Origin of the sequence: Streptomyces sp. KL109B, assembly GCF_030766935.1 — a bacterium.
Lineage (GTDB): Bacteria > Actinomycetota > Actinomycetes > Streptomycetales > Streptomycetaceae > Streptomyces.
This window is the reverse complement of sequence record NZ_JASERL010000003.1, coordinates 543,763-560,832: the sequence shown is the minus strand read 5'-3', so window position 1 is coordinate 560,832 and position 17,070 is coordinate 543,763. Positions and strand designations below refer to the sequence as shown.

15 protein-coding genes, 1 tRNA gene and 2 pseudogenes are annotated in these 17,070 nt (G+C 70.9%); 8 read left to right on the top strand and 10 right to left on the bottom strand.

Annotated features, from left to right (window positions below; all coding sequences use genetic code 11):
* Positions 1 to 67: 67 nt before the first annotated feature.
* Positions 68 to 152, bottom strand: a tRNA-Ser gene (locus tag RBJ65_RS13885).
* 70 nt (positions 153 to 222) lie between these two features.
* Positions 223 to 1,677, bottom strand: coding sequence for a S1C family serine protease (locus RBJ65_RS13880; RefSeq protein WP_306332133.1), 1,455 nt, complete (start codon positions 1,675 to 1,677; stop codon positions 223 to 225).
* Between the two features lie 250 nt (positions 1,678 to 1,927).
* On the opposite strand from RBJ65_RS13880, the gene RBJ65_RS13875 reads away from it, so the two are divergent.
* The 3 genes from RBJ65_RS13875 to RBJ65_RS13865 all read left to right on the top strand — a co-directional run bounded on the left by RBJ65_RS13875 (position 1,928) and on the right by RBJ65_RS13865 (position 4,604).
* Positions 1,928 to 2,767: a glycerophosphodiester phosphodiesterase gene (locus RBJ65_RS13875; RefSeq protein ID WP_306324032.1), complete on the top strand. Its 840-nt coding sequence runs from the start codon at positions 1,928 to 1,930 to the stop codon at positions 2,765 to 2,767.
* A 195-nt stretch (positions 2,768 to 2,962) separates the two neighbouring features.
* On the top strand, positions 2,963 to 3,514 hold the full coding sequence (locus RBJ65_RS13870; protein WP_306324031.1) for an ATP-binding protein: 552 nt from the start codon (positions 2,963 to 2,965) through the stop codon (positions 3,512 to 3,514).
* 103 nt (positions 3,515 to 3,617) lie between these two features.
* Positions 3,618 to 4,604 carry a DUF5926 family protein gene (locus RBJ65_RS13865; protein WP_306324030.1) on the top strand — a complete coding sequence of 329 codons (987 nt, stop codon included), beginning with the start codon at positions 3,618 to 3,620 and terminating at the stop codon, positions 4,602 to 4,604.
* A gap of 227 nt (positions 4,605 to 4,831) precedes the next feature.
* Here RBJ65_RS13865 and RBJ65_RS13860 read toward each other — a convergent pair whose 3' ends face one another.
* Positions 4,832 to 5,512 carry a hypothetical protein gene (locus RBJ65_RS13860; RefSeq protein WP_306324029.1) on the bottom strand — a complete coding sequence of 227 codons (681 nt, stop codon included), beginning with the start codon at positions 5,510 to 5,512 and terminating at the stop codon, positions 4,832 to 4,834.
* A 56-nt stretch (positions 5,513 to 5,568) separates the two neighbouring features.
* Positions 5,569 to 6,264: a bifunctional DNA primase/polymerase gene (locus tag RBJ65_RS13855; protein WP_306324028.1), complete on the bottom strand. Its 696-nt coding sequence runs from the start codon at positions 6,262 to 6,264 to the stop codon at positions 5,569 to 5,571.
* A gap of 545 nt (positions 6,265 to 6,809) precedes the next feature.
* Here RBJ65_RS13855 and RBJ65_RS13850 point away from each other — a divergent pair.
* A complete protein-coding gene (locus tag RBJ65_RS13850; RefSeq protein ID WP_306324035.1) occupies positions 6,810 to 8,318 on the top strand; it encodes a PP2C family protein-serine/threonine phosphatase in 1,509 nt (502 codons plus the stop codon).
* 125 nt (positions 8,319 to 8,443) lie between these two features.
* Complete coding sequence (locus RBJ65_RS13845; protein ID WP_306324027.1) at positions 8,444 to 9,916, top strand: aminopeptidase P family protein; 1,473 nt, start codon at positions 8,444 to 8,446, stop codon at positions 9,914 to 9,916.
* A 149-nt stretch (positions 9,917 to 10,065) separates the two neighbouring features.
* Here RBJ65_RS13845 and RBJ65_RS13840 read toward each other — a convergent pair whose 3' ends face one another.
* Entirely contained in the window at positions 10,066 to 10,671 is a 606-nt protein-coding gene (locus tag RBJ65_RS13840; RefSeq protein ID WP_306324026.1) for a TetR/AcrR family transcriptional regulator, read from the bottom strand.
* 150 nt (positions 10,672 to 10,821) lie between these two features.
* Between RBJ65_RS13840 and RBJ65_RS13835 the strand changes: the two genes are divergently transcribed.
* Positions 10,822 to 11,274: an iron chaperone gene (locus tag RBJ65_RS13835; protein ID WP_306324025.1), complete on the top strand. Its 453-nt coding sequence runs from the start codon at positions 10,822 to 10,824 to the stop codon at positions 11,272 to 11,274.
* 131 nt (positions 11,275 to 11,405) lie between these two features.
* Here RBJ65_RS13835 and RBJ65_RS13830 read toward each other — a convergent pair.
* The 3 genes and pseudogenes from RBJ65_RS13830 to RBJ65_RS13820 all read right to left on the bottom strand — a co-directional run.
* A pseudogene (locus tag RBJ65_RS13830) lies at positions 11,406 to 11,822 on the bottom strand (ATP-binding cassette domain-containing protein); the annotation flags it as partial.
* Positions 11,823 to 11,836: 14 nt separating this feature from the next.
* Complete coding sequence (locus RBJ65_RS13825; RefSeq protein ID WP_306324024.1) at positions 11,837 to 12,589, bottom strand: hypothetical protein; 753 nt, start codon at positions 12,587 to 12,589, stop codon at positions 11,837 to 11,839.
* 478 nt (positions 12,590 to 13,067) lie between these two features.
* Positions 13,068 to 13,745 (bottom strand): hypothetical protein, encoded by a 678-nt coding sequence (locus RBJ65_RS13820; protein WP_306324023.1) that lies wholly within the window; start codon positions 13,743 to 13,745, stop codon positions 13,068 to 13,070.
* 182 nt (positions 13,746 to 13,927) lie between these two features.
* Between RBJ65_RS13820 and RBJ65_RS42085 the strand changes: the two are divergent.
* Positions 13,928 to 14,683, top strand: a pseudogene (locus tag RBJ65_RS42085) (Scr1 family TA system antitoxin-like transcriptional regulator); the annotation flags it as partial.
* 178 nt (positions 14,684 to 14,861) lie between these two features.
* Positions 14,862 to 15,089 (top strand): DUF397 domain-containing protein, encoded by a 228-nt coding sequence (locus RBJ65_RS13810; RefSeq protein WP_306324021.1) that lies wholly within the window; start codon positions 14,862 to 14,864, stop codon positions 15,087 to 15,089.
* Positions 15,090 to 15,148: 59 nt separating this feature from the next.
* Here the strand turns inward: RBJ65_RS13810 and RBJ65_RS13805 are convergent, their stop codons facing one another.
* Together RBJ65_RS13805 and RBJ65_RS13800 are read right to left on the bottom strand one after the other, a co-directional pair.
* Complete coding sequence (locus RBJ65_RS13805; RefSeq protein WP_306324020.1) at positions 15,149 to 15,898, bottom strand: ANTAR domain-containing protein; 750 nt, start codon at positions 15,896 to 15,898, stop codon at positions 15,149 to 15,151.
* Between the two features lie 73 nt (positions 15,899 to 15,971).
* Positions 15,972 to 16,715 (bottom strand): GAF and ANTAR domain-containing protein, encoded by a 744-nt coding sequence (locus tag RBJ65_RS13800; RefSeq protein ID WP_306324019.1) that lies wholly within the window; start codon positions 16,713 to 16,715, stop codon positions 15,972 to 15,974.
* Between the last annotated feature and the right edge of the window lie 355 nt (positions 16,716 to 17,070).

The following is a 17,070-nucleotide window of genomic DNA, read 5'->3' as shown; positions in this document are numbered from 1 at the left end:
CCGCCCCGCCCTCGAACACGAGCGAGCCCCCGACCCGGCATCCGGATCGGGGGCTCGCTCAACTACGCGGTGGGTGTGGGATTTGAACCCACGGAGGCTCGCGCCTCGACGGTTTTCAAGACCGTTCCCTTAGGCCGCTCGGGCAACCCACCCCGCGCCGTAACGGCCTTGAAAACCGTCGTGGCGCGGGGACCAGGGTAGCGGGTCCGGTCGCGGGGTCGGTCAGCTGTCGCCCTTGCGCTCGCCCAGGGTCACGTCGACCGTGTGCTCCTTGCCGTCGCGCGTGTAGGTGAGCTTCACGGAGTCGCCCGGCTTGTGCGTCCAGATCTGGCCGATCAGCGTCGGGCCCGAGTCGATCGGCTGGTCGTCCAGCTTCGTGATGACGTCGCCGGGCTTGAGGCCCGCCTTGTCCGCCGGGCCGTTCGGCGTGACGGAGTCGGCTCCGCCCACACCCTGCTGCGTGATCTTCGCGCCGCCGGTGCCCTCCTCCAGGGAGACGGAGGCCCCGATCACCGGGTAGACCGGCTGCCCGGTCTTGATGAGCTGCTGGGCGACCATCTTCGCCTGGTTGATCGGAATGGCGAAGCCGAGACCGATCGAGCCGGACTGCCCCGAGCCGCCCATGCCGCCGCCGCTGGAGGCGGACTGAATGGCGGAGTTGATGCCGATCACGTTCCCGTTGCCGTCAAGCAGCGGGCCGCCGGAGTTGCCCGGGTTGATCGAGGCGTCGGTCTGCAGGGCGCTCATGTACGAGGCCTTGCTGGTGCCGGAGCCGTCGCTGGAGGCCACCGGGCGGTCCTTGGCGGAGACGATGCCCGTGGTCACCGTGTTCGACAGGCCGAAGGGCGCGCCGATCGCGATGGTCGAGTCGCCGACCGCGACCTGGTCGGAATTGCCGAGGGTGAGCGGCTTCAGGTCGTCCGGCGCGTTCTTGAGCTTGATGACCGCGACGTCGTAGCCCTGCGCCTTGCCGATCACCTCGGCGTCGTACTTCTTGCCGTTCGAGAACGTCGCCGACAGCTTGCCGCCGTCGGCGGCCTCCGCCACCACGTGGTTGTTGGTGAGGATGTGGCCTTGCTTGTCGTACACGAAGCCCGTGCCGGTGCCGCCCTCGCCGCTGTTGCCCTCGGCCTCGATGGTGACCGTGCTGGGCAGCGCCTTGGCGGCGATGCCCGCGACGGTGCCCTTGTCGCGCTTCAGGTCCGCCGGGTTGGAGGCGGAGACGGTGGTCGAGCCGGTGCTCGACCCGTCGCCCCGCTCGGCCGCCCAGTAGCCCACGCCGCCGCCGGCCGCGCCCGCGATCAGCGCCGCCGCGATGACACCGGCGAGCAGGCCGCCGCGACGGCCGCCCGGCTTGGGCTGCGGCGGCTGGTAGGAGGCGCCCCAGCCACCACCGCCACCGCCCGACCCGTAGGCGGGCATGGCGGGCGGCGGGGGCGGCCAGTCGCCGCCGTGGGCGGGGCCCGCCGCGCCCGGCACGCCGGAAGCGGGCCCGGAGGGCGCGGCGGACGCCGCGGGCGCTCCGGGCGCCCCGTGGTCGGCGGGCTGCGTCTGCTGGCTCGCAGGGTCATGTCCGGCCCCCTGGGGCGCCGGCGCGGGAGCAGCGGGAGCGTCCACCGGCACAGGAGGTGCGGACGGGGCCGGGGGTACCTCGGTGCCCTCGTTCTCGGTGCTCACAGCTTTCTCTCCTCGATCCACGGCTGTCGTCGCCGGTCCATCCTGTCTGGGCGCGCTCACGCGCCGTCCCGGCATGGTCCTGTCAGGGTCCACTTGTGCTGTTGTACGTCGTCAGCCTTTCCCACGGGACGTCAGGCCGCCGTAAGGCGATCCTGTGCGTCCCCTGCCATCCTTTACGTCCGGCAAAACGGACGCATCCGCAAGGCCGAACTTTTCTCGCGTACCCACCGCGCGGTGGCACCATGACGCGGTGACCCTCGCACGACAGCAGCGACGACAACAGCGCATCCAGGTCGTCGCCCACCGCGGTGCCTCTCAGGATGCCCCCGAGCACACACTGGCCGCCTACAAGAAGGCGATCGAGGACGGTGCGGACGCCCTTGAATGCGATGTGCGGCTCACGGCGGACGGTCACCTCGTATGCGTGCACGACCGTCGCGTCAACCGTACGTCGAACGGGCGCGGAGCCGTCTCCGCACTGGAACTCTCGGACCTCGCCGCCCTCGACTTCGGCTCCTGGAAGGACCACGAGGAGGGGCCCGACTGGACGGGCGGCGCGGCCGAGACCTCCGCCGAGACCTCCGCCGACACCTCCGTACTGACGCTGGAGCGCCTCCTGGAGCTGGTGACCGACGCGGAGCGCCCGGTGGAGCTGGCGATCGAGACCAAGCACCCCACGCGGTGGGCGGGGCAGGTCGAGGAGCGGCTGCTGCTCCTGCTCAAGCGGTTCGGCCTGGACGCCCCGCCGCCCGAAGGGCCCTCGCGCGTGCGCGTGATGAGCTTTTCCGCGCGCTCCTTGCTGCGCGTCCAGGAGGCGTCCCCGACGCTGCCGACGGTCTACCTGATGCAGTTCGTCTCGCCCCGCCACCGCGAAGGGCGCCTCCCCAAGGGCGTGCACATCGCGGCGCCCAGCATCCGGATCGTGCGGGGCCACCCCGCGTACGTCGAGAAGCTCGCGCGCGCGGGGCACGGGATCCACGTCTGGACGGTGGACGAACCCGAGGACATCGACCTCTGCGCGAGCCTGGGCGTCGACGCGATCATCACCAACCGGCCGGCGGCGGTGCTGAGCCGACTCGGCAGGTCCTGAGGCGGGCCCCGGCGCCAGAACTGCCCCAGGGACCGAATCCGGCCACTTTCCTCTCGTGTCGTCACAGGGTGTGCCCCGGCGCGTTCGGACCGTATTCGATCGTCACGAGTGCGTCACTGGAAGCGAAGTGGCCGGTTTCCGGTCCAGTCCATTGGGGCATTCACACGGTGGCGTGGGGCAAAGGAGGTCTCGGGGGTGGCGTTGGTGGTGGCACAGGAGGTGCCCGCGTCGTCGAGCATGGCCGTTCCCCATGGCCCTGCGGGCGTGGGTGCGGCAAGGCGTCGCATGCGTGAACAGCTGCGCATCAGTGGCGTACCGGAATCGGTCATCGACGATGCGGTACTCATCCTTTCGGAACTGCTCAGCAATGCGTGTCGGCACGGCAGGCCGCTCGGCGACGATCTGGCGGGCGACGGAGACGTACGCGCCGCGTGGCGCGTCGACGACCGGGGCTGTCTCACGGTCGAGGTGACGGACGGCGGCGGGCCCACCCGCCCGGTTCCGGCCACCCCGTCGGTCACGGCGCACGGCGGCCGCGGGCTCAACATCATCTCGGCGCTCGCCGACGACTGGGGCGTACGGGACGGGTTTCGCGGCGAGGTCACCGTCTGGGTGATCGTCCACAAGGACGTGCACGCGGAGGCCGCTGCGGAGCGCCGGGACGACTTCGTCTCGCGGGTGGCCGCGCCACCCGTCGCGGACCTGGCGGGCCTTGACTTCTCCGACGCGCTCGACGAGCTGCGCTGAAAGCCGCCCGGGCGCGGCCAGTTGGGCCGAATCCACTCGTTGTCAGTACGAGCGGCTAGGCTCGCGCCGTACGTACGAGAGCCGTATCCGGGAGACACCCAAGATGGCCAAGAAGCGCCCGCAGACCAAGGGCAAGCCGCACGTCACCGATGGCGCCCGCGCAGGAGGCGCTGAGGGGAACTTCCCGGTCGTCGGTGCCCGCGAACCCTGCCCCTGCGGCAGCGGTCGCCGCTACAAGGCGTGCCACGGCCGGGTCGCCGCGCACGCCGTGACCGAGCTGGTGCAGCGCCCCTTCGAGGGCCTGCCCGGCGAGGGCGACTGGGTGGCGCTGCGCGAGCTGGTGCCCGCCGCGACGGTCGAGCTGACCTTGAAGAACGGGCTGCCCGATGGCGTTCCCTCGGTGACGCTCGCCACCGTGCTGCCCATGGCCTGGCCCGCACTGCGCCGCGACGACGGCTCGGTCCTGCTCGGCCTGCAGAACGACACGCCGTCCGGGGACATCAGCCGCGATCTGGCCGACACCCTGCTGCGCGCGCTGGAGGCGGAGCCGGGCAATCCGGTGCAGACGCGCCGGGCGCCGGCCGACGGTCCGCGCCTTCAGGACGTACTCGCCTCCGACGGCGTTTTCGAGCCGGTCGTGCACACGGGCTTCGAATTCTGGGTTCCGGACTCGGAGAACGCGACGGGCGAGGTCGCCGCCTCCCTGGAGCGGGCCAACGCCGCGGCCATTCCCACGGTGAAGCTCACCGGCGTGGACAGCGCCTACTGGTGCGAGACGCCGGAGAAGAACCACCTCCGGTGGGTCATGCCGCACGCCGAGGAGAAGTTGCTCGACGCGCTGGCGCGGCTGCACGCGGCGGGCACGTCCTCGCTCGGCGAGGGCACCCGCCTGGTGGGCTCCTTCAGGGCGCACGGCCTGACCGTGCCGGTCTGGGACCTGCCCAGCGAGGTGCGGGCGGAGGACGTCGAGAAGCCGGCCGCCGAGTTCGCCGAGCGGCTCGCGGCCGCGCTGGCCACGGACGCCCCGCTGACCCCGGACGAGCGCCGCGCGCGCGGGGGCCTCACCAACCGCCAGGTGACGCTCAGCTGACGCACGGCTCTCCTCGGGCTGACCGACCGGTCAGCCCGAACCACAGGGTGAGCCGGGTCACAACTCCCGGTAGTTGCAGGTAAATCCATGTCCGAATAGAAGAGATCGAATTTGCTAACCGCCGATCTCTTGTTACCGTTCAAGTAGCCCGGTTGCTGGTGCATCCCCCGTCGCCAGCAACCGGGCGCTTCCATGTCCGCTCCGCGTTCGCCCCGTGCCCGCCGGGCTCAACCCCCGTGCGAGGGCGCCGAGTTGCTTCCGGAGCGCAGCAGCAGCGGGCCTTCCCCGCCCTTCGCGTACTCCGCCACCGCCGCGTACTCGCCGGGCTTTCCCCGCGTACGCTCCCGCGGTGTCTCGCACATCCCCGGCTCGTCCTCCGCGCCCACCGCACAGTGCAGCTGCACCGTGCGTCCGCCGGGTGCCATCAGGGTCAGTACGGCGTTCAGCACGGAGCCCGTCGCGTTGCGGTAGTAGGTGCGCGCCCAGGTGTCGCGCCCGTGGATCAGCACGCAGGTCTGCGCCTCGATGCCTTCCGGGGCGGCCAGTTGGGGGCCGCAGTGGGCCTCGGTGGTCAGGCCGAGACCGGTCAGCAGGGAGGGCTTTCCGGACTCCTGTCGCGACGTCTTGCCGTCCCGCTCGTCGCCCGTCTGCGACGGCTTGCCGTCCCGCTCGTCGCCCGCCTGCGACGGCTTGTCGTCCCGCTCGTCGCTCGCCCTGTCCGCGGTGTCGGCCTCGGCCTCCGTCCCGGGCGCTTCGGTGGGGCCGGCCCCGGCGGCCGCCGGGCGCGTCGGCCGCTCGTCGTCCACCGGCCCCGCGGACGCGCCAGCCAGCGGGAGCGCCGCTGTGAGAACCACCACGGCGATCAGGCCGTACAGACGGAGTCGGGAGGAAGGCGGCGCGGCAGGCATGCACCGAACATATCGGCGCACACCCCACCAACCGGCCCGCCGCGCGCCCGATTCCGCTACAACTCGGGCGCGCTCACACCCGTACGAGTGAGGGTGTCGACGAGCGTGCCGACCACGGCCTCCACGTCCGGCACCCACGGGGCGGCCGACCCCGGCAGCGGCGCGCGCTCCCAACGCACCTGTCCCGCGCCCGAGATCGACGGCGGCAACGCGAGATAGCCGCCGTCCCCGTGGAAGCGCAACGAGCCGGGCACGAAGTCCTGCGCGTAGAGGAGTTCGCCGAGTTGCTCCAGCGAGTACGGCGCCACGAGGATCGCGAGCCGCTCCGGCGTCGCGATCACCGGGCCGAGCCGGACGTCCCTGCGGTCGAGCGCCGCGAGTGCGCGGGCGCCCGCGACGGCCGGGAGGCTCACGGCGCAGGGCGCGCGCCCCGATGAGGTCCCGGCGGGGGCACCGGTGGCGAGCACGATCGGCGCTTGGGGACGGTTGGTCCACCACCAGCGGACCATGCGCTCATCGGTCGTCGCGGCGAGCAGTCCCGGGTCGAAGGGGTGCGCGCCGGGCACCGTGCACTCCGGGTCGGGGCAGGCGCAGCGGACGCCGTCGCGACGGCCGCCCGCCTCGAGCCCTATGCCCGGCAGGACCGGCCACTGCCACGCTGTCGCGAACGTGAGGGCCGCACTGATCAGGTCAGACTTCCCGTTGTCACGCCTGGACAGGAGCCTGCGTCGCCTTCCGAGGATCTCGCGCATGAGCGCTCGTTCCTTTCCGTAGACCGAAGAGAACGCTATGGGCCACATCACACCATGTGTCGATCAGTCACTGCGCGTACGTGTTGGAGCGCCACACCCCAGCCTGAACCGCCGGCCTGAGGCAGGGGGAACCCCTATAGTCCGAGCGCCTGCTGTGTCCTTTAAAAGCCTGGCGTGGGGTGGCGGCGCCTGGCGTTTGCCGTCCCGCGTATTTCTCGCCGCCTCCGCCACGGGAGGATGGGGCACGGTCGCCGATGGTTATGACGCCCGGCTCCGTCACCAGGTTCCGGGTGGATCCCAACTGCCCCTGGTCTTCACCGACTACGTACCCACCACGGCCGCTATGACGCTCTGTTGACCACAGCTGAACAATGCCAGTGGACTGCAATATGCCGTTCCCTCGGGCACTTTTTGGCCAACTTCGAACGAACGGGATCGGCTCGAGATCGGGAGGGGATCACGGATGGGATCACGTATGAGAACCGAGATCGTTTTACCGAACACGTCGCGTGACCACGGCGGACACCGGCAATCTCAACTGGACAATGCTGGACATCCCCTCACGAGTCCGTGTACATGTGGAGACATTGCTAGCGGCGCAGAATGACATGGGGGTTTGCGATGCTAATGAGCAATTTGCACCGGCCGGAAAGCCGGAAGCCATGACAACCCCACGCCTGCCGAAAGTGGCCGGAATCGATTCCCCTCCTGGACAGGTTCCCCCTCCCGCCCCCAATGCCGCGCCCGCTCCCTCCGTGTCGCAAGTCACTCCCGCCGCCCCGGCCCCCGGAGCCGTGATCCAGGACCGGCTCGCGGGCTGGGTCTCCGATCTCACGACCCTGCACGAACTCACGGAACGGCTGGCCCGCACGGCCGCACTCGAGGACGCACTGCACGAACTGCTGCGCGCCGGAGCCTCCCTGGTGGGCGCCCGGCGCGGACTCGTCGTCCTGGAACCGGGCGACGGGCGCGGCCCCGACACCACCGTCGGCCTCGGCCTGTCCCGCCCCGACCTCGGGCACATCGAGACGGTGCCGCGCGGCGCGACCTCGTACGGACGGATCCTCGACGGCCTGTCCGCCGAGCCCGAGGCGCGCGCCGACCTGCTCGCCGAGGACGGGCTCGACCCGCGCCACCGCGAGGTCGCCGCCCGCCTCGGCTACGCCGCGAGCTACGCGCTGCCGCTCGCCACTGAGGCGGCGGGGCGGCTCGGCGCCGCGGTCTGGCTCTACGACGAGCCGGCCGAGCCCGTGGAGCGCCAGCGCCACCTCATCGGCCTGTACACGGCCTACGCCACCGAACACCTGGCCCGCCTCCTGGAACTGGAGCGCACGCGCGCGTGGTCGCGCACCGTCGCCGACGAGCTGCTGCCGCCGCGCCTTCCCCGGGTCGCCGGGGTGCAGCTCGCCGCCCGGCACCACACCGGGCCGCGCGGCGGCGGCGACTGGTACGACGCGCTGCCGCTGCCCGAAGGGGCGCTCGGGCTCGCGGTCGGCTCGGTCAGCGGCTCCGGCGCGAGCGCGGTCGCCGCGATGGGCCGACTGCGCGCCTCCCTCCGGGCGTACGCGGTGATGGAGGGCGAGGACCCGGTGGCGGTCCTGTCCGACCTGGAGCTTCTGTTGCGCCTGACCGAGCCGGCGCGCAGCGCGACCGCCCTGTTCGCCTACTGCGAGCCCGCCCAGCGCAAGATCGTCCTCGCGGGCGCAGGGCACAGCCCGCCCCTGGTGATCGGCGAGCGGCGCACCGAGTACGCCGAGACGACGCTGTCCGCGCCCCTCGGGATGCTCGCCTGCTGGGAAGCCCCGAGCGTCGAGATCACCCCGGCACCCGGCGAGACCGTTCTGCTCTACACGGACGGCCTGCTGCGCCGCACCGGCGACCCCATGGACCGCGCCTTCGCGCGGCTGCACGCGGCCGCCGCGAGCGTGCCCAAGGCGCTGCGCGAGGACCCCGCGGCGATCTCCGACCACGTGCTGCGCGCGGTGCTCCCGGACGGGCTCGACACGGCCGACAGCGAGGAGGACGTGGTGCTGCTCGCGGCGCGCTTCGAGTGACCTCTGTGGCGCTGTGTGTAACAGGCACTCCGACCCTGGACCCCCTTCCGTACGCTCGTACGATGGAGGGGGTCCATCGCCGTATCCAGGGCATTTCACCGGACCCGCCGTGTCGAGGAGGAACCGTGTCGGAGGAGCTCAACCCGGAGACCCCGGAGACCCCGGAGGCCGCCGAGGCCGAGGAGCCCATCAAGCAGCGCAAGAACGGCCTCTACCCGGGCGTGTCCGACGAGCTCGCCGAGAACATGAAGTCCGGCTGGGCCGACACCGAGCTGCACGACCTGCGGCCGATCGCCCAGGCCGCCGAGACCGCCGCCCGCCGCGCCGCCCTCTCCGCCCGCTTCCCGGGCGAGCGCCTCGTGGTGCCCGCGGGCAACCTCAAGACCCGCTCGAACGACACGGAGTACGCCTTCCGTTCCTCGGTCGAGTACGCGTACCTGACCGGCAACCAGACGGAGGACGGCGTCCTCGTCATGGAGCCGCGCGCGGGTGGCCACGACGCGACGCTGTACCTGCTGCCGCGCTCCAACCGCGAGAACGGCGAGTTCTGGCTCGACGGCCAGGGCGAGCTGTGGGTCGGCCGCCGCCACTCGCTGACCGAGGCCGAGAAGCTGTACGGCATCCCCGCCTCCGACGTCCGCGCGCTCGCCGACGAGCTGGCCGAAGCGACCGGCCCGGTGCGCGTCGTGCGCGGCTACGACGCCGGCGTCGAGGCCGCCCTGACCGACAAGGTCACCGCCGAGCGCGACGACGAGCTGAAGGTCTTCCTCTCCGAGGCGCGCGTCGTGAAGGACGCGTTCGAGATCGGCGAGCTGCAGAAGGCCGTCGACTCGACCGTGCGCGGCTTCGAGGACGTCGTGAAGGTGCTCGACAAGGCCGAGGCCACCTCCGAGCGCTACATCGAGGGCACGTTCTTCCTTCGCGCGCGCGTGGAGGGCAACGACATCGGCTACGGCTCCATCTGCGCCGCGGGCCCGCACGCCTGCACCCTGCACTGGGTCCGCAACGACGGCCCGGTCAACTCCGGCGACCTGCTCCTGCTCGACGCCGGTGTGGAGACGCACACGTACTACACCGCCGACGTCACGCGCACGCTGCCGATCAACGGCACGTACAACGCGCTCCAGCGCAAGATCTACGACGCCGTGTACGAGGCCCAGGAGGCCGGTATCGCGGCCGTGAAGCCGGGCGGCAAGTTCCGGGACTTCCACGACGCCGCGCAGCGCGTGCTCGCCGAGAAGCTCGTCGAGTGGGGCCTCGTCGAGGGCCCGGTCGAGCGCGTCCTGGAGCTCGGCCTGCAGCGCCGCTGGACCCTGCACGGCACCGGTCACATGCTCGGCATGGACGTCCACGACTGCGCTGTCGCGCGCACCGAGGCGTACGTGAACGGCACGCTGGAGCCCGGCATGGTGCTCACGGTCGAGCCCGGCCTGTACTTCCAGGCCGACGACCTGACCGTGCCGGAGGAGTACCGCGGCATCGGCGTCCGCATCGAGGACGACATCCTCGTCACGGAGGACGGCAACAAGAACCTGTCGGCCGGGCTGCCCCGCAAGGCCGACGAGGTCGAGGCGTGGATGGCCCGCCTGAAGGGCTGAGCGCCTTAGAACGCAACAAGTAACGCAACAAGTAGGGCCGCACTTGGAAGTGCGGCCCTACTTGTTGCGCGAAACCCCGAGCCGTTGCCGCGCGGAACCCGCTCACGCGCTCCGCTGAAAATGGCCAGTTCGTACACACCGATCCCGGCTTACGCTCTTTGGTTTCGCGAGCCGGTTCCGTAGGCGGCCATGAACATGTCCAGGAGTCCGTCGACCACGTCCTCGCCGACAGGCCGGGTCGACAGCAGGTGGCGGTAGTACAGCGCGCCGCACAGCACCTCGGCGGCACATTCCAGGTTCGCCCCCGCGGCCAGTTCGCCGGCCCGCTGGGCGCGGGTGAGCCGCTCAAGCGTGCTCTGCTCGACGGTGGCCAGGAATCGTTCGTGCAGGGTCGCCCGCAGCCTGGAGTCGGCTTGCGCCTCGGCGATGACCGCGCGATAGACGGGGCCGATCGGCGGGGTGGACAGGCCGTGACCTGAACGCAGGAACTGCTCGCGCAGATCCGCGCGGACGTCCCCGGTGTCGCGGTAGTCCAGGTCGCTGGTCCATACGCGGTTGAGCGCGTCGAGCAGGAGCGCCGGCATGGACGGCCAGCGCCGGTAGATCGTGTGCTTTCCGACCCCGGCCCGCCGGCCGACCGCCTCGATGCTCAGCCCGGCGTAACCCACTTCCGCGGCCAGATCGAGAGTTGCCTGGAGCAGCTCTTCGGTGCGTGCGGCGCCCCGGCGCCTCGGCGTGGCAGGAGTGTCGGTCATGCCGCCACCCTAACGGCACTGTGCGTGCCGTTGACATCTCCCGCCGACTGAGCGCAGTATCCCGACACGATCGGCACGCAGCGTGTCGATACGGCGTGTGTCGGCACGCGGCCGTCCGCACGTCCAAGATCCTCAAGGGGGATGACTGTCATGCGCACCGATGAGAGCGCCAAGCACGAGGGATTCACGGCCGAGGAACGGGCCGCGATGAAAGAGCACGCTCAGGAGCAGAAGACGGCCAGGCGTCGCAGTTCACGTGCGGACAAGGCGGCGGAGGCGCAGCGGGACGTGCTCGCGAAGATCGCTGAGATGCAGGACTCGGACCGAATCATGGCCGAGCGCGTCCATGCCGTCATCACCGAAGGCGCCCCGGTCCTTGCGCCGAAGCTCTGGTACGGGATGCCTGCCTACGCGCTGGACGGCAAGGTCGTCTGCTTCTTCCAGAGCGCGGAGAAGTTCAAGGCGCGCTACGCGACGCTCGGGTTCAGCGACCAGGCAAAGCTGGACGAGGGCACGATGTGGGCGGCCGGTTTCGCCCTGACCGAGGTGACGGCCGAGGTGGAAGCGCGGATAGCCGCGCTCGTGAAACAGGCGGTGAGCTGAGGCACGCGCTCGGAGCGGCTCACACAGCACATCAGGTGAGGTGTAGCTCTTATGCGGTGAGACCGGTGATGCAGCGGCGCACGAAAAGGTTGTGGGTCACGAAGAGCGCGGTTTTGCCGGTGGCGAGTCGTTTGAACCGGCTGGCCCAGGTGGATGTTCTCGCGGAGGTTCACGGGCCAGCGGGTGTAGTGCTGCGGGACGAGGCCGACGCGGTGCCACACGCCGGCCGGGTCGGCGTCGGCGAGGTCGGTGTCGGCGAGATCGGTGTCGTCCCAGGTGACCTTTCCCCCGCGGTTGGCGATGCGCAGTCCGGTCAGGAGTGCGGCCAGGGTGGTCTTGCCGGAGCCGTTCTCGCCGACGAGGGCGGTGAGTTGGCCTCGGCGCAGGGTGAGGCTGACGCCGTCGAGGGCGGGCCGGTCGGAGCCGGGGCAGGCGTAGGCGACGTTGTCGGAGCGGATGATGTCCGGGGCGTCTTCGGGGAGTTGGGTGGTGCCGCGTTCGGCGCGCAGTGCGGTGGCCAGGCGCTGGATTCCCCACCAGCAGGTCACTGGCCAGCAGTCGATCACGAACGGTCCTGGGCATCACCAGATTCGGCCGAGGCGCGAATGTTGCGTGCAGCCCGGCGTGACTGCTCCGCGCGGCGCAGCAGATCCGCGGACTGCCCTGGCTCCTGCCGGGCAAGCTGCTCGTACTCGCCGGCAAGCGCGTCCTGAGCATCGGCCAATTGGCCTGCCGCCGCCGCAAACTGCGTCCACAGCCGCTGCACTCTGCTCTCCAGCAGCGGCAACGTCCTTGCGCGGCCCTGCTGAAGCTGTGCGGCAGCGGACGCCCGGTCGACCGCGCCCTGTTCCCGCTCGTCTCGCGCATCTGCTCGGTGCAAAGCCGCTTCGCTGCGATCCAGTCGGCTCCGGCTGCCGTCCAACAGCCTTCGGGACCGTTCGATCGCCTCGTGAGCCCGCTGACGACGCGCGGGAACAGCCTCGCGATGTGCGCGCCTCTGCTCGTCCAAATGGCGCTCCCACGCGGCGAGCCGGTCTTCCCTCGCATCCGCATCCGTCTCACGAGCATCCGCCGTAGCCTCACGAGCATCCGCATCCGCCTCGCGAGCGTCCGCCGTAGCCTCACGAGCATCCGCATCCGCCTCGCGAGCGTCCGCCGTAGCCTCACGAGCATCCGCATCCGCCTCGCGAGCGTCCGCATCCGCCTCGCGTTGCTCCTCGGCCGTGTATTGACTACCGGCCAGCGGTTCGTGCCGGCTCTCCCCACGCAGCGGGCTGACCGGCTCAGGCGGCCGAACTTCTGCTTCGTCTTCCACGTCGACCAGTGTGACCGGCAGGACACACCCCCCGGTACCCCGCGCCCGCCCCAGGGGAGCCATCAACTTCGATGTCCTCGTTGCCGACGGCGAGGTCGCCCGGGCCGCCCAGCCCTTCATCTCCGTCACCGCCCTGGGCGCCAACGCCGTGGACGACCGCATCGACCTCGACGCTCATAGCGGACCCCATGAAACCCCAGGTCCAGGCGGCCCGTACCCGTACCGAGTGCCTCGGCACACTCTCCCGGCTGACCCCTCACGTCCCCGTCGCCGGCTACCAGGGCGGCAAGGATCAGACCACGGCCACCCCCTCCACCACCAAGATGATGGTGGACCGCCTCTGCCGCCGCGGCGCGATCACCGAAGCGCAGCAGAGCACCGCCTTCGACGTGGCCCACCGGATGTTCTCCCGCACCGCCCGTCCTGAACAGCTGCGACCAAGTGGAGATCGGAGCGCCGGGCAGGCCGGCCGGGTGGCTTACGCCGGCGTGAGTTCTTCCAGATTCACGACCCCGAAGTCGGTGAGTTCGCGGACGAGTTGGGAAGCGAGGAACCGGCGCAGCCGCGGGTCTCGGTACGGGACCGGGATGTCGTTGCTCGCCGGCGCGCGCACTCCGTCGAGGGTTCGCTCGTGCGGGGTGCCGATGACACCGTAGAGGCCGTAGAGGCGGTAGCGGCGGGCCAGGAGGGCGACGTGGCCCTTGCGGCCCAGGGCCGGGCACCGCGTGACGGCCAATCGCGCATGTTCGACGCGGATGGGCGGCTGCCAGGTACGTACCGGCTGCGCCTGCGTCAGGTCGCTTCCGGCGGTGTGCAGGAACAGGACGCCGGGCCGGGCCGGTGCCTCGCGGCGGTGGTCCTCGGTATTCGCCCAGCACACCTGACAGCGCAGGCGGAGCCTGGTCTCCCGCTGCCGGGACGGGTGGACAAGACCCCACTGCGGGTCCCCGGACGGCAGCAGGTCGGGGCCGAGGGACTGGCAGACACGTGCCCAGAGCACACGGTGCAGGTCCCGGTCGTCGCGTTCCTCGTCCAGGTGGGCGAGCCGTGATCGGCCGTCGTCTTCCGTGCGCGCGCCGAGCATCAGGAAGCTCTCCGCCTGCTCGGTCCGGCGGATGGTGATGTACGGGACGACGGTGTGGGCCGTGGTGCTCATACGGCACCTCGTAGCGAGGGAAGGAGGTGGTGCGGGGCCTCAGCCGCAGGACATGGCGGGGCAGGCAGGCCACGGCCTCGTTGTTCTTGCCGGCTCCGGTGGCGATCGAGATGTTGGCGAGCCGGTCGAGGTGGCCGCGCGGATGATCCGGGTGCAACAGAGGGCCGGGGAAGGCGCTCCCTGTGCGGGCCGGAACCGGCTCAACCAGCTTGGTGGGCGCGCTAGTTGACATTCGAGGCAATGTGCGATCGAGCGCCAATGGGCAAGTGGCAGCTAGCGCGCTGGGGCTGTTGCGGAGAAGACGACGCGTGCCGGACTCCGGACCGCGCCCTCCTCCCGGCGGACAGACACCTCGTGCCGCAGGACAGAGGCTCCGATCTGACGGCCAGCGAACCGAAGTGAGGGGACAGGCCGCCGACGCACCGCGCGGAGCTGAGGGCGCGAAGGTGGATTCGTACACGGCGGAGGCGGTGTCGTCGAGGCTCGGCTTCTCGCGGGCCAAGCTGAGCCGCGTAGAGGCGGGCGAGATCCCGTTGCCGAAGCTGCGCGACCTCGAAGCGCTCCTGGACCTCTACGACGTCGACGAGCCCATAGACCGCGGCGTGCTCCTCCAGACGCACCGTGATTCACTCAAGAGCGACCCGTTGACCACGTTCCGGAACGTGCTGCCCTCCGGCATGCCGCGCTACCTCGGTCTGGAGCGCGAGTCCGTTCGCATCCGCGGCTTCGAGAACAACGTCGTACACGGCCTGCTCCAGGAACAGCAGTACGCGAGCGCCCTGATGGGGTCGGCCAAGATCGTGGAGGAGCGTACGACCGACGCGGTGGTACGCGGCGTCCAGGCACGCATGGAGCGCAAGCGACTCCTGGAGGGTGCCCGTGAGATCCACATCATCCTGACCGAGAGCACACTGCGCACGATGATCGGCAGCCCCGGGATCATGCTCGCCCAGTACGCGGAGATCATCCGCCTCTGCGAGCGGGACAACGTGGAGGTGGTCGAAGCCGTCCGACGTCGGGCAGTACCAGCGGCAGTTCGATGCCATGGTCAAGGCGGCTCCGGGCCCGTCCCGGACGCCGTCCATCCTGATGGAACTCGAAAAAGAAACTGTGGAAATGACTCATCACACCCAGCTCGTTCCTTCCACCGAGGTCGCACCGGAAGGCGCCTGGTTCAAGTCGACGTACAGCGACCAGGGCGGCGGCGACTGCGTGGAGGTCGCGGGCCTTTCCGACCAGATCGGCATCCGTGACTCGAAGGACAAGTGCGGCCCGGCGCTCGTCGTGCCGGCCGCGGCCTGGTCCTCATTCGTCGGCCGCGTACGTTCCGGAGATGTGGACTGACTGCGCACCGACGCTCATCTGTGGCGTTCGGCGGGGACGCGGCTGCTGTCCGGTTTCGTTCAGCGCGGAGCGTCCCCGGCGTCCCCGGCATCCCCGGCGTCCCCGGCGTCCCCGTCGAGATCAAGGCGCAGTCGGCGGGTGAGGACGTCCCGGGCGACCTCCAGGAGCGGGCGGCCGTGGCTGAAGGCGTGGCCGCGAAGGCGGACCAGGGCGTGGTCGCAGCCGGTGTCGAGCTGGGCGGCGAGCATCCCGGTGGCCTGGTGGACCTCGGCGAAGTGCAGGCCGGGCTCGTCGAGGAGCGTGGTGCCCGGCCGGTCGGCGTGCGCGGCGGTGGCGATGGTGAGCTGGGCGAGGGTGTCGGCCAGGTGGAAGGCGTCGGTCAGCTGGGCGATCGACATCTCTCCGGGGCGGCTGCGGTGACCGGTGAGGGCGCCCAGGCCGATGATCCCGACGCGTACGGGAAAGGCGAACACGGCGCGGACGTCGAGCGCCTCGACGGCGGCGAGCAGGCCCGGCCAGCGGTCGCCGGTGAGGACGCGGATGTCGGGGACGAGCAGCAGAGCCCCGTGCTTGGCCGCGTCCAGGCTGGGCCCCTGGCCCTGGACCTGCTGGAGGTCTTCGAGGGCCAGGGTGCGCTCACCGTAGGACTGCACCAGCTGAGCCGGTCCGCCGCTCGGTGACAGGAGCAGGCCAAGACCGTCCAGGCCCAGCATCCCGGCGAAGTCCGCGAGCGGCACGGGCGCCATCCCGGGTCCCGTGTGGGTACTGAGGGCCCGGTGGAAGGCGGCCAGGACCGGATGAGTCACCACCACCGCCCCCTTCCTGGCATGGTGCAGGCCGGTCGGAGGCCCGCCACGCCGCTCTCCCCGGAGTACGGGTCTCTCACTGGTCGGGCCGGTGGAGCAACTCCGGGTCGGCCGTGCCGCGCAGCACCTGCCGGGCCAGCTCCGTCAGCCGCAGATGACGGGTGCGGGCATGGCGGCGCATGAGGACGAAGGCGTCCTCGACTCCGGTGCCGAGCCGGTGGGCCAGGTACCCCTTGGCCTGCTCGACGACGATGCGGCTGTCGAGGGCCGCCTGCAGCTGCGCGGACATGATCATCTGCTCACTCACCGCCCGCTGCTGCAGCACACCGATGGTGGCGGTGTCCGCAAGCGCCTGCCCCAGCCTGAGTTGGGCGGCGTCCAGCGGTCCCGGCTCGGACCGGAACAGGTTCAACGCCCCGATCACCTGGTCGTGCAGCCGCAGCGGGCAGGCCACCACGGAAGTGAAGCCCGCCTCCACGGCCCGCGGGGAGAACCGGGGCCACCGCGCTCGTGCGGCGGAGGTGTCCAGCGGCACATCGGGGATCTGCCTCTTGAGCCGGTAGCAGTCCCGGCACGGGCCCTCGTCCCATTCGATGCTGGCGAGTTCCAGCTGCCGGGTGACTTCGTCGGATGCGGCCGCGTCCACGAGCTGCCTGCCGGGCGTGGCGAGCAGGACCCCGGCCGCCGTCAGGTCCAGGAGCCGTACGCAGTGTTCGGTCAGCATGTGCAGGAAGTTGATGACATCGAAGTCCTGCACCAGTGTGTCGGCGAGCTCGACGAAGGCGGCCGCCAACTGTTCCTCACGCGAGAGTTCGGCCATGTCCGCCCCCCATCAGGAGCGATCCGGGACGCGGCCCCGTACGGCGTGCCCAGCTCGATACCGAATCCAGTGTCCTCCTCCTGCCCGCGTCGCGGCCAGGACCGATGGCCTGCGCAGGCACCCGGCAAGCGCCCGGCGGGCTTGCCCGACGCCCGTACAGGCGCGGGAACCCCTCGCGAAGAAGCCGACACGGCCCGCCCTCGGAGTGAGCGAGCCACACTTTGCTCCGGTGTCACGAACTGGCCGCAGGCATAGGCCGGTTCGGCCATTGCGGGGGTACGTTCGAGGGTGCGCACTTGCAGTGGCCGGCGGCCCGCCGCCAGAGGTTGAGGCCGGCAGCGGGCCGTCTGCGCGG

Bases quoted from the DNA above. Each gene is read 5' to 3' on its own strand.
- RBJ65_RS13840 (WP_306324026.1), bottom strand. From the start codon at position 10,671: ATGACCGACACTCCTGCCACGCCGAGGCGCCGGGGCGCCGCACGCACC.
- RBJ65_RS13800 (WP_306324019.1), bottom strand. From the start codon at position 16,715: ATGGCCGAACTCTCGCGTGAGGAACAGTTGGCGGCCGCCTTCGTCGAG.
- RBJ65_RS13855 (WP_306324028.1), bottom strand. From the start codon at position 6,264: ATGCGCGAGATCCTCGGAAGGCGACGCAGGCTCCTGTCCAGGCGTGAC.
- RBJ65_RS13835 (WP_306324025.1), top strand. From the start codon at position 10,822: ATGCGCACCGATGAGAGCGCCAAGCACGAGGGATTCACGGCCGAGGAA.
- RBJ65_RS13860 (WP_306324029.1), bottom strand. From the start codon at position 5,512: ATGCCTGCCGCGCCGCCTTCCTCCCGACTCCGTCTGTACGGCCTGATC.
- RBJ65_RS13865 (WP_306324030.1), top strand. From the start codon at position 3,618: ATGGCCAAGAAGCGCCCGCAGACCAAGGGCAAGCCGCACGTCACCGAT.
- RBJ65_RS13850 (WP_306324035.1), top strand. From the start codon at position 6,810: ATGCTGGACATCCCCTCACGAGTCCGTGTACATGTGGAGACATTGCTA.
- RBJ65_RS13820 (WP_306324023.1), bottom strand. From the start codon at position 13,745: ATGAGCACCACGGCCCACACCGTCGTCCCGTACATCACCATCCGCCGG.
- RBJ65_RS13810 (WP_306324021.1), top strand. From the start codon at position 14,862: ATGACTCATCACACCCAGCTCGTTCCTTCCACCGAGGTCGCACCGGAA.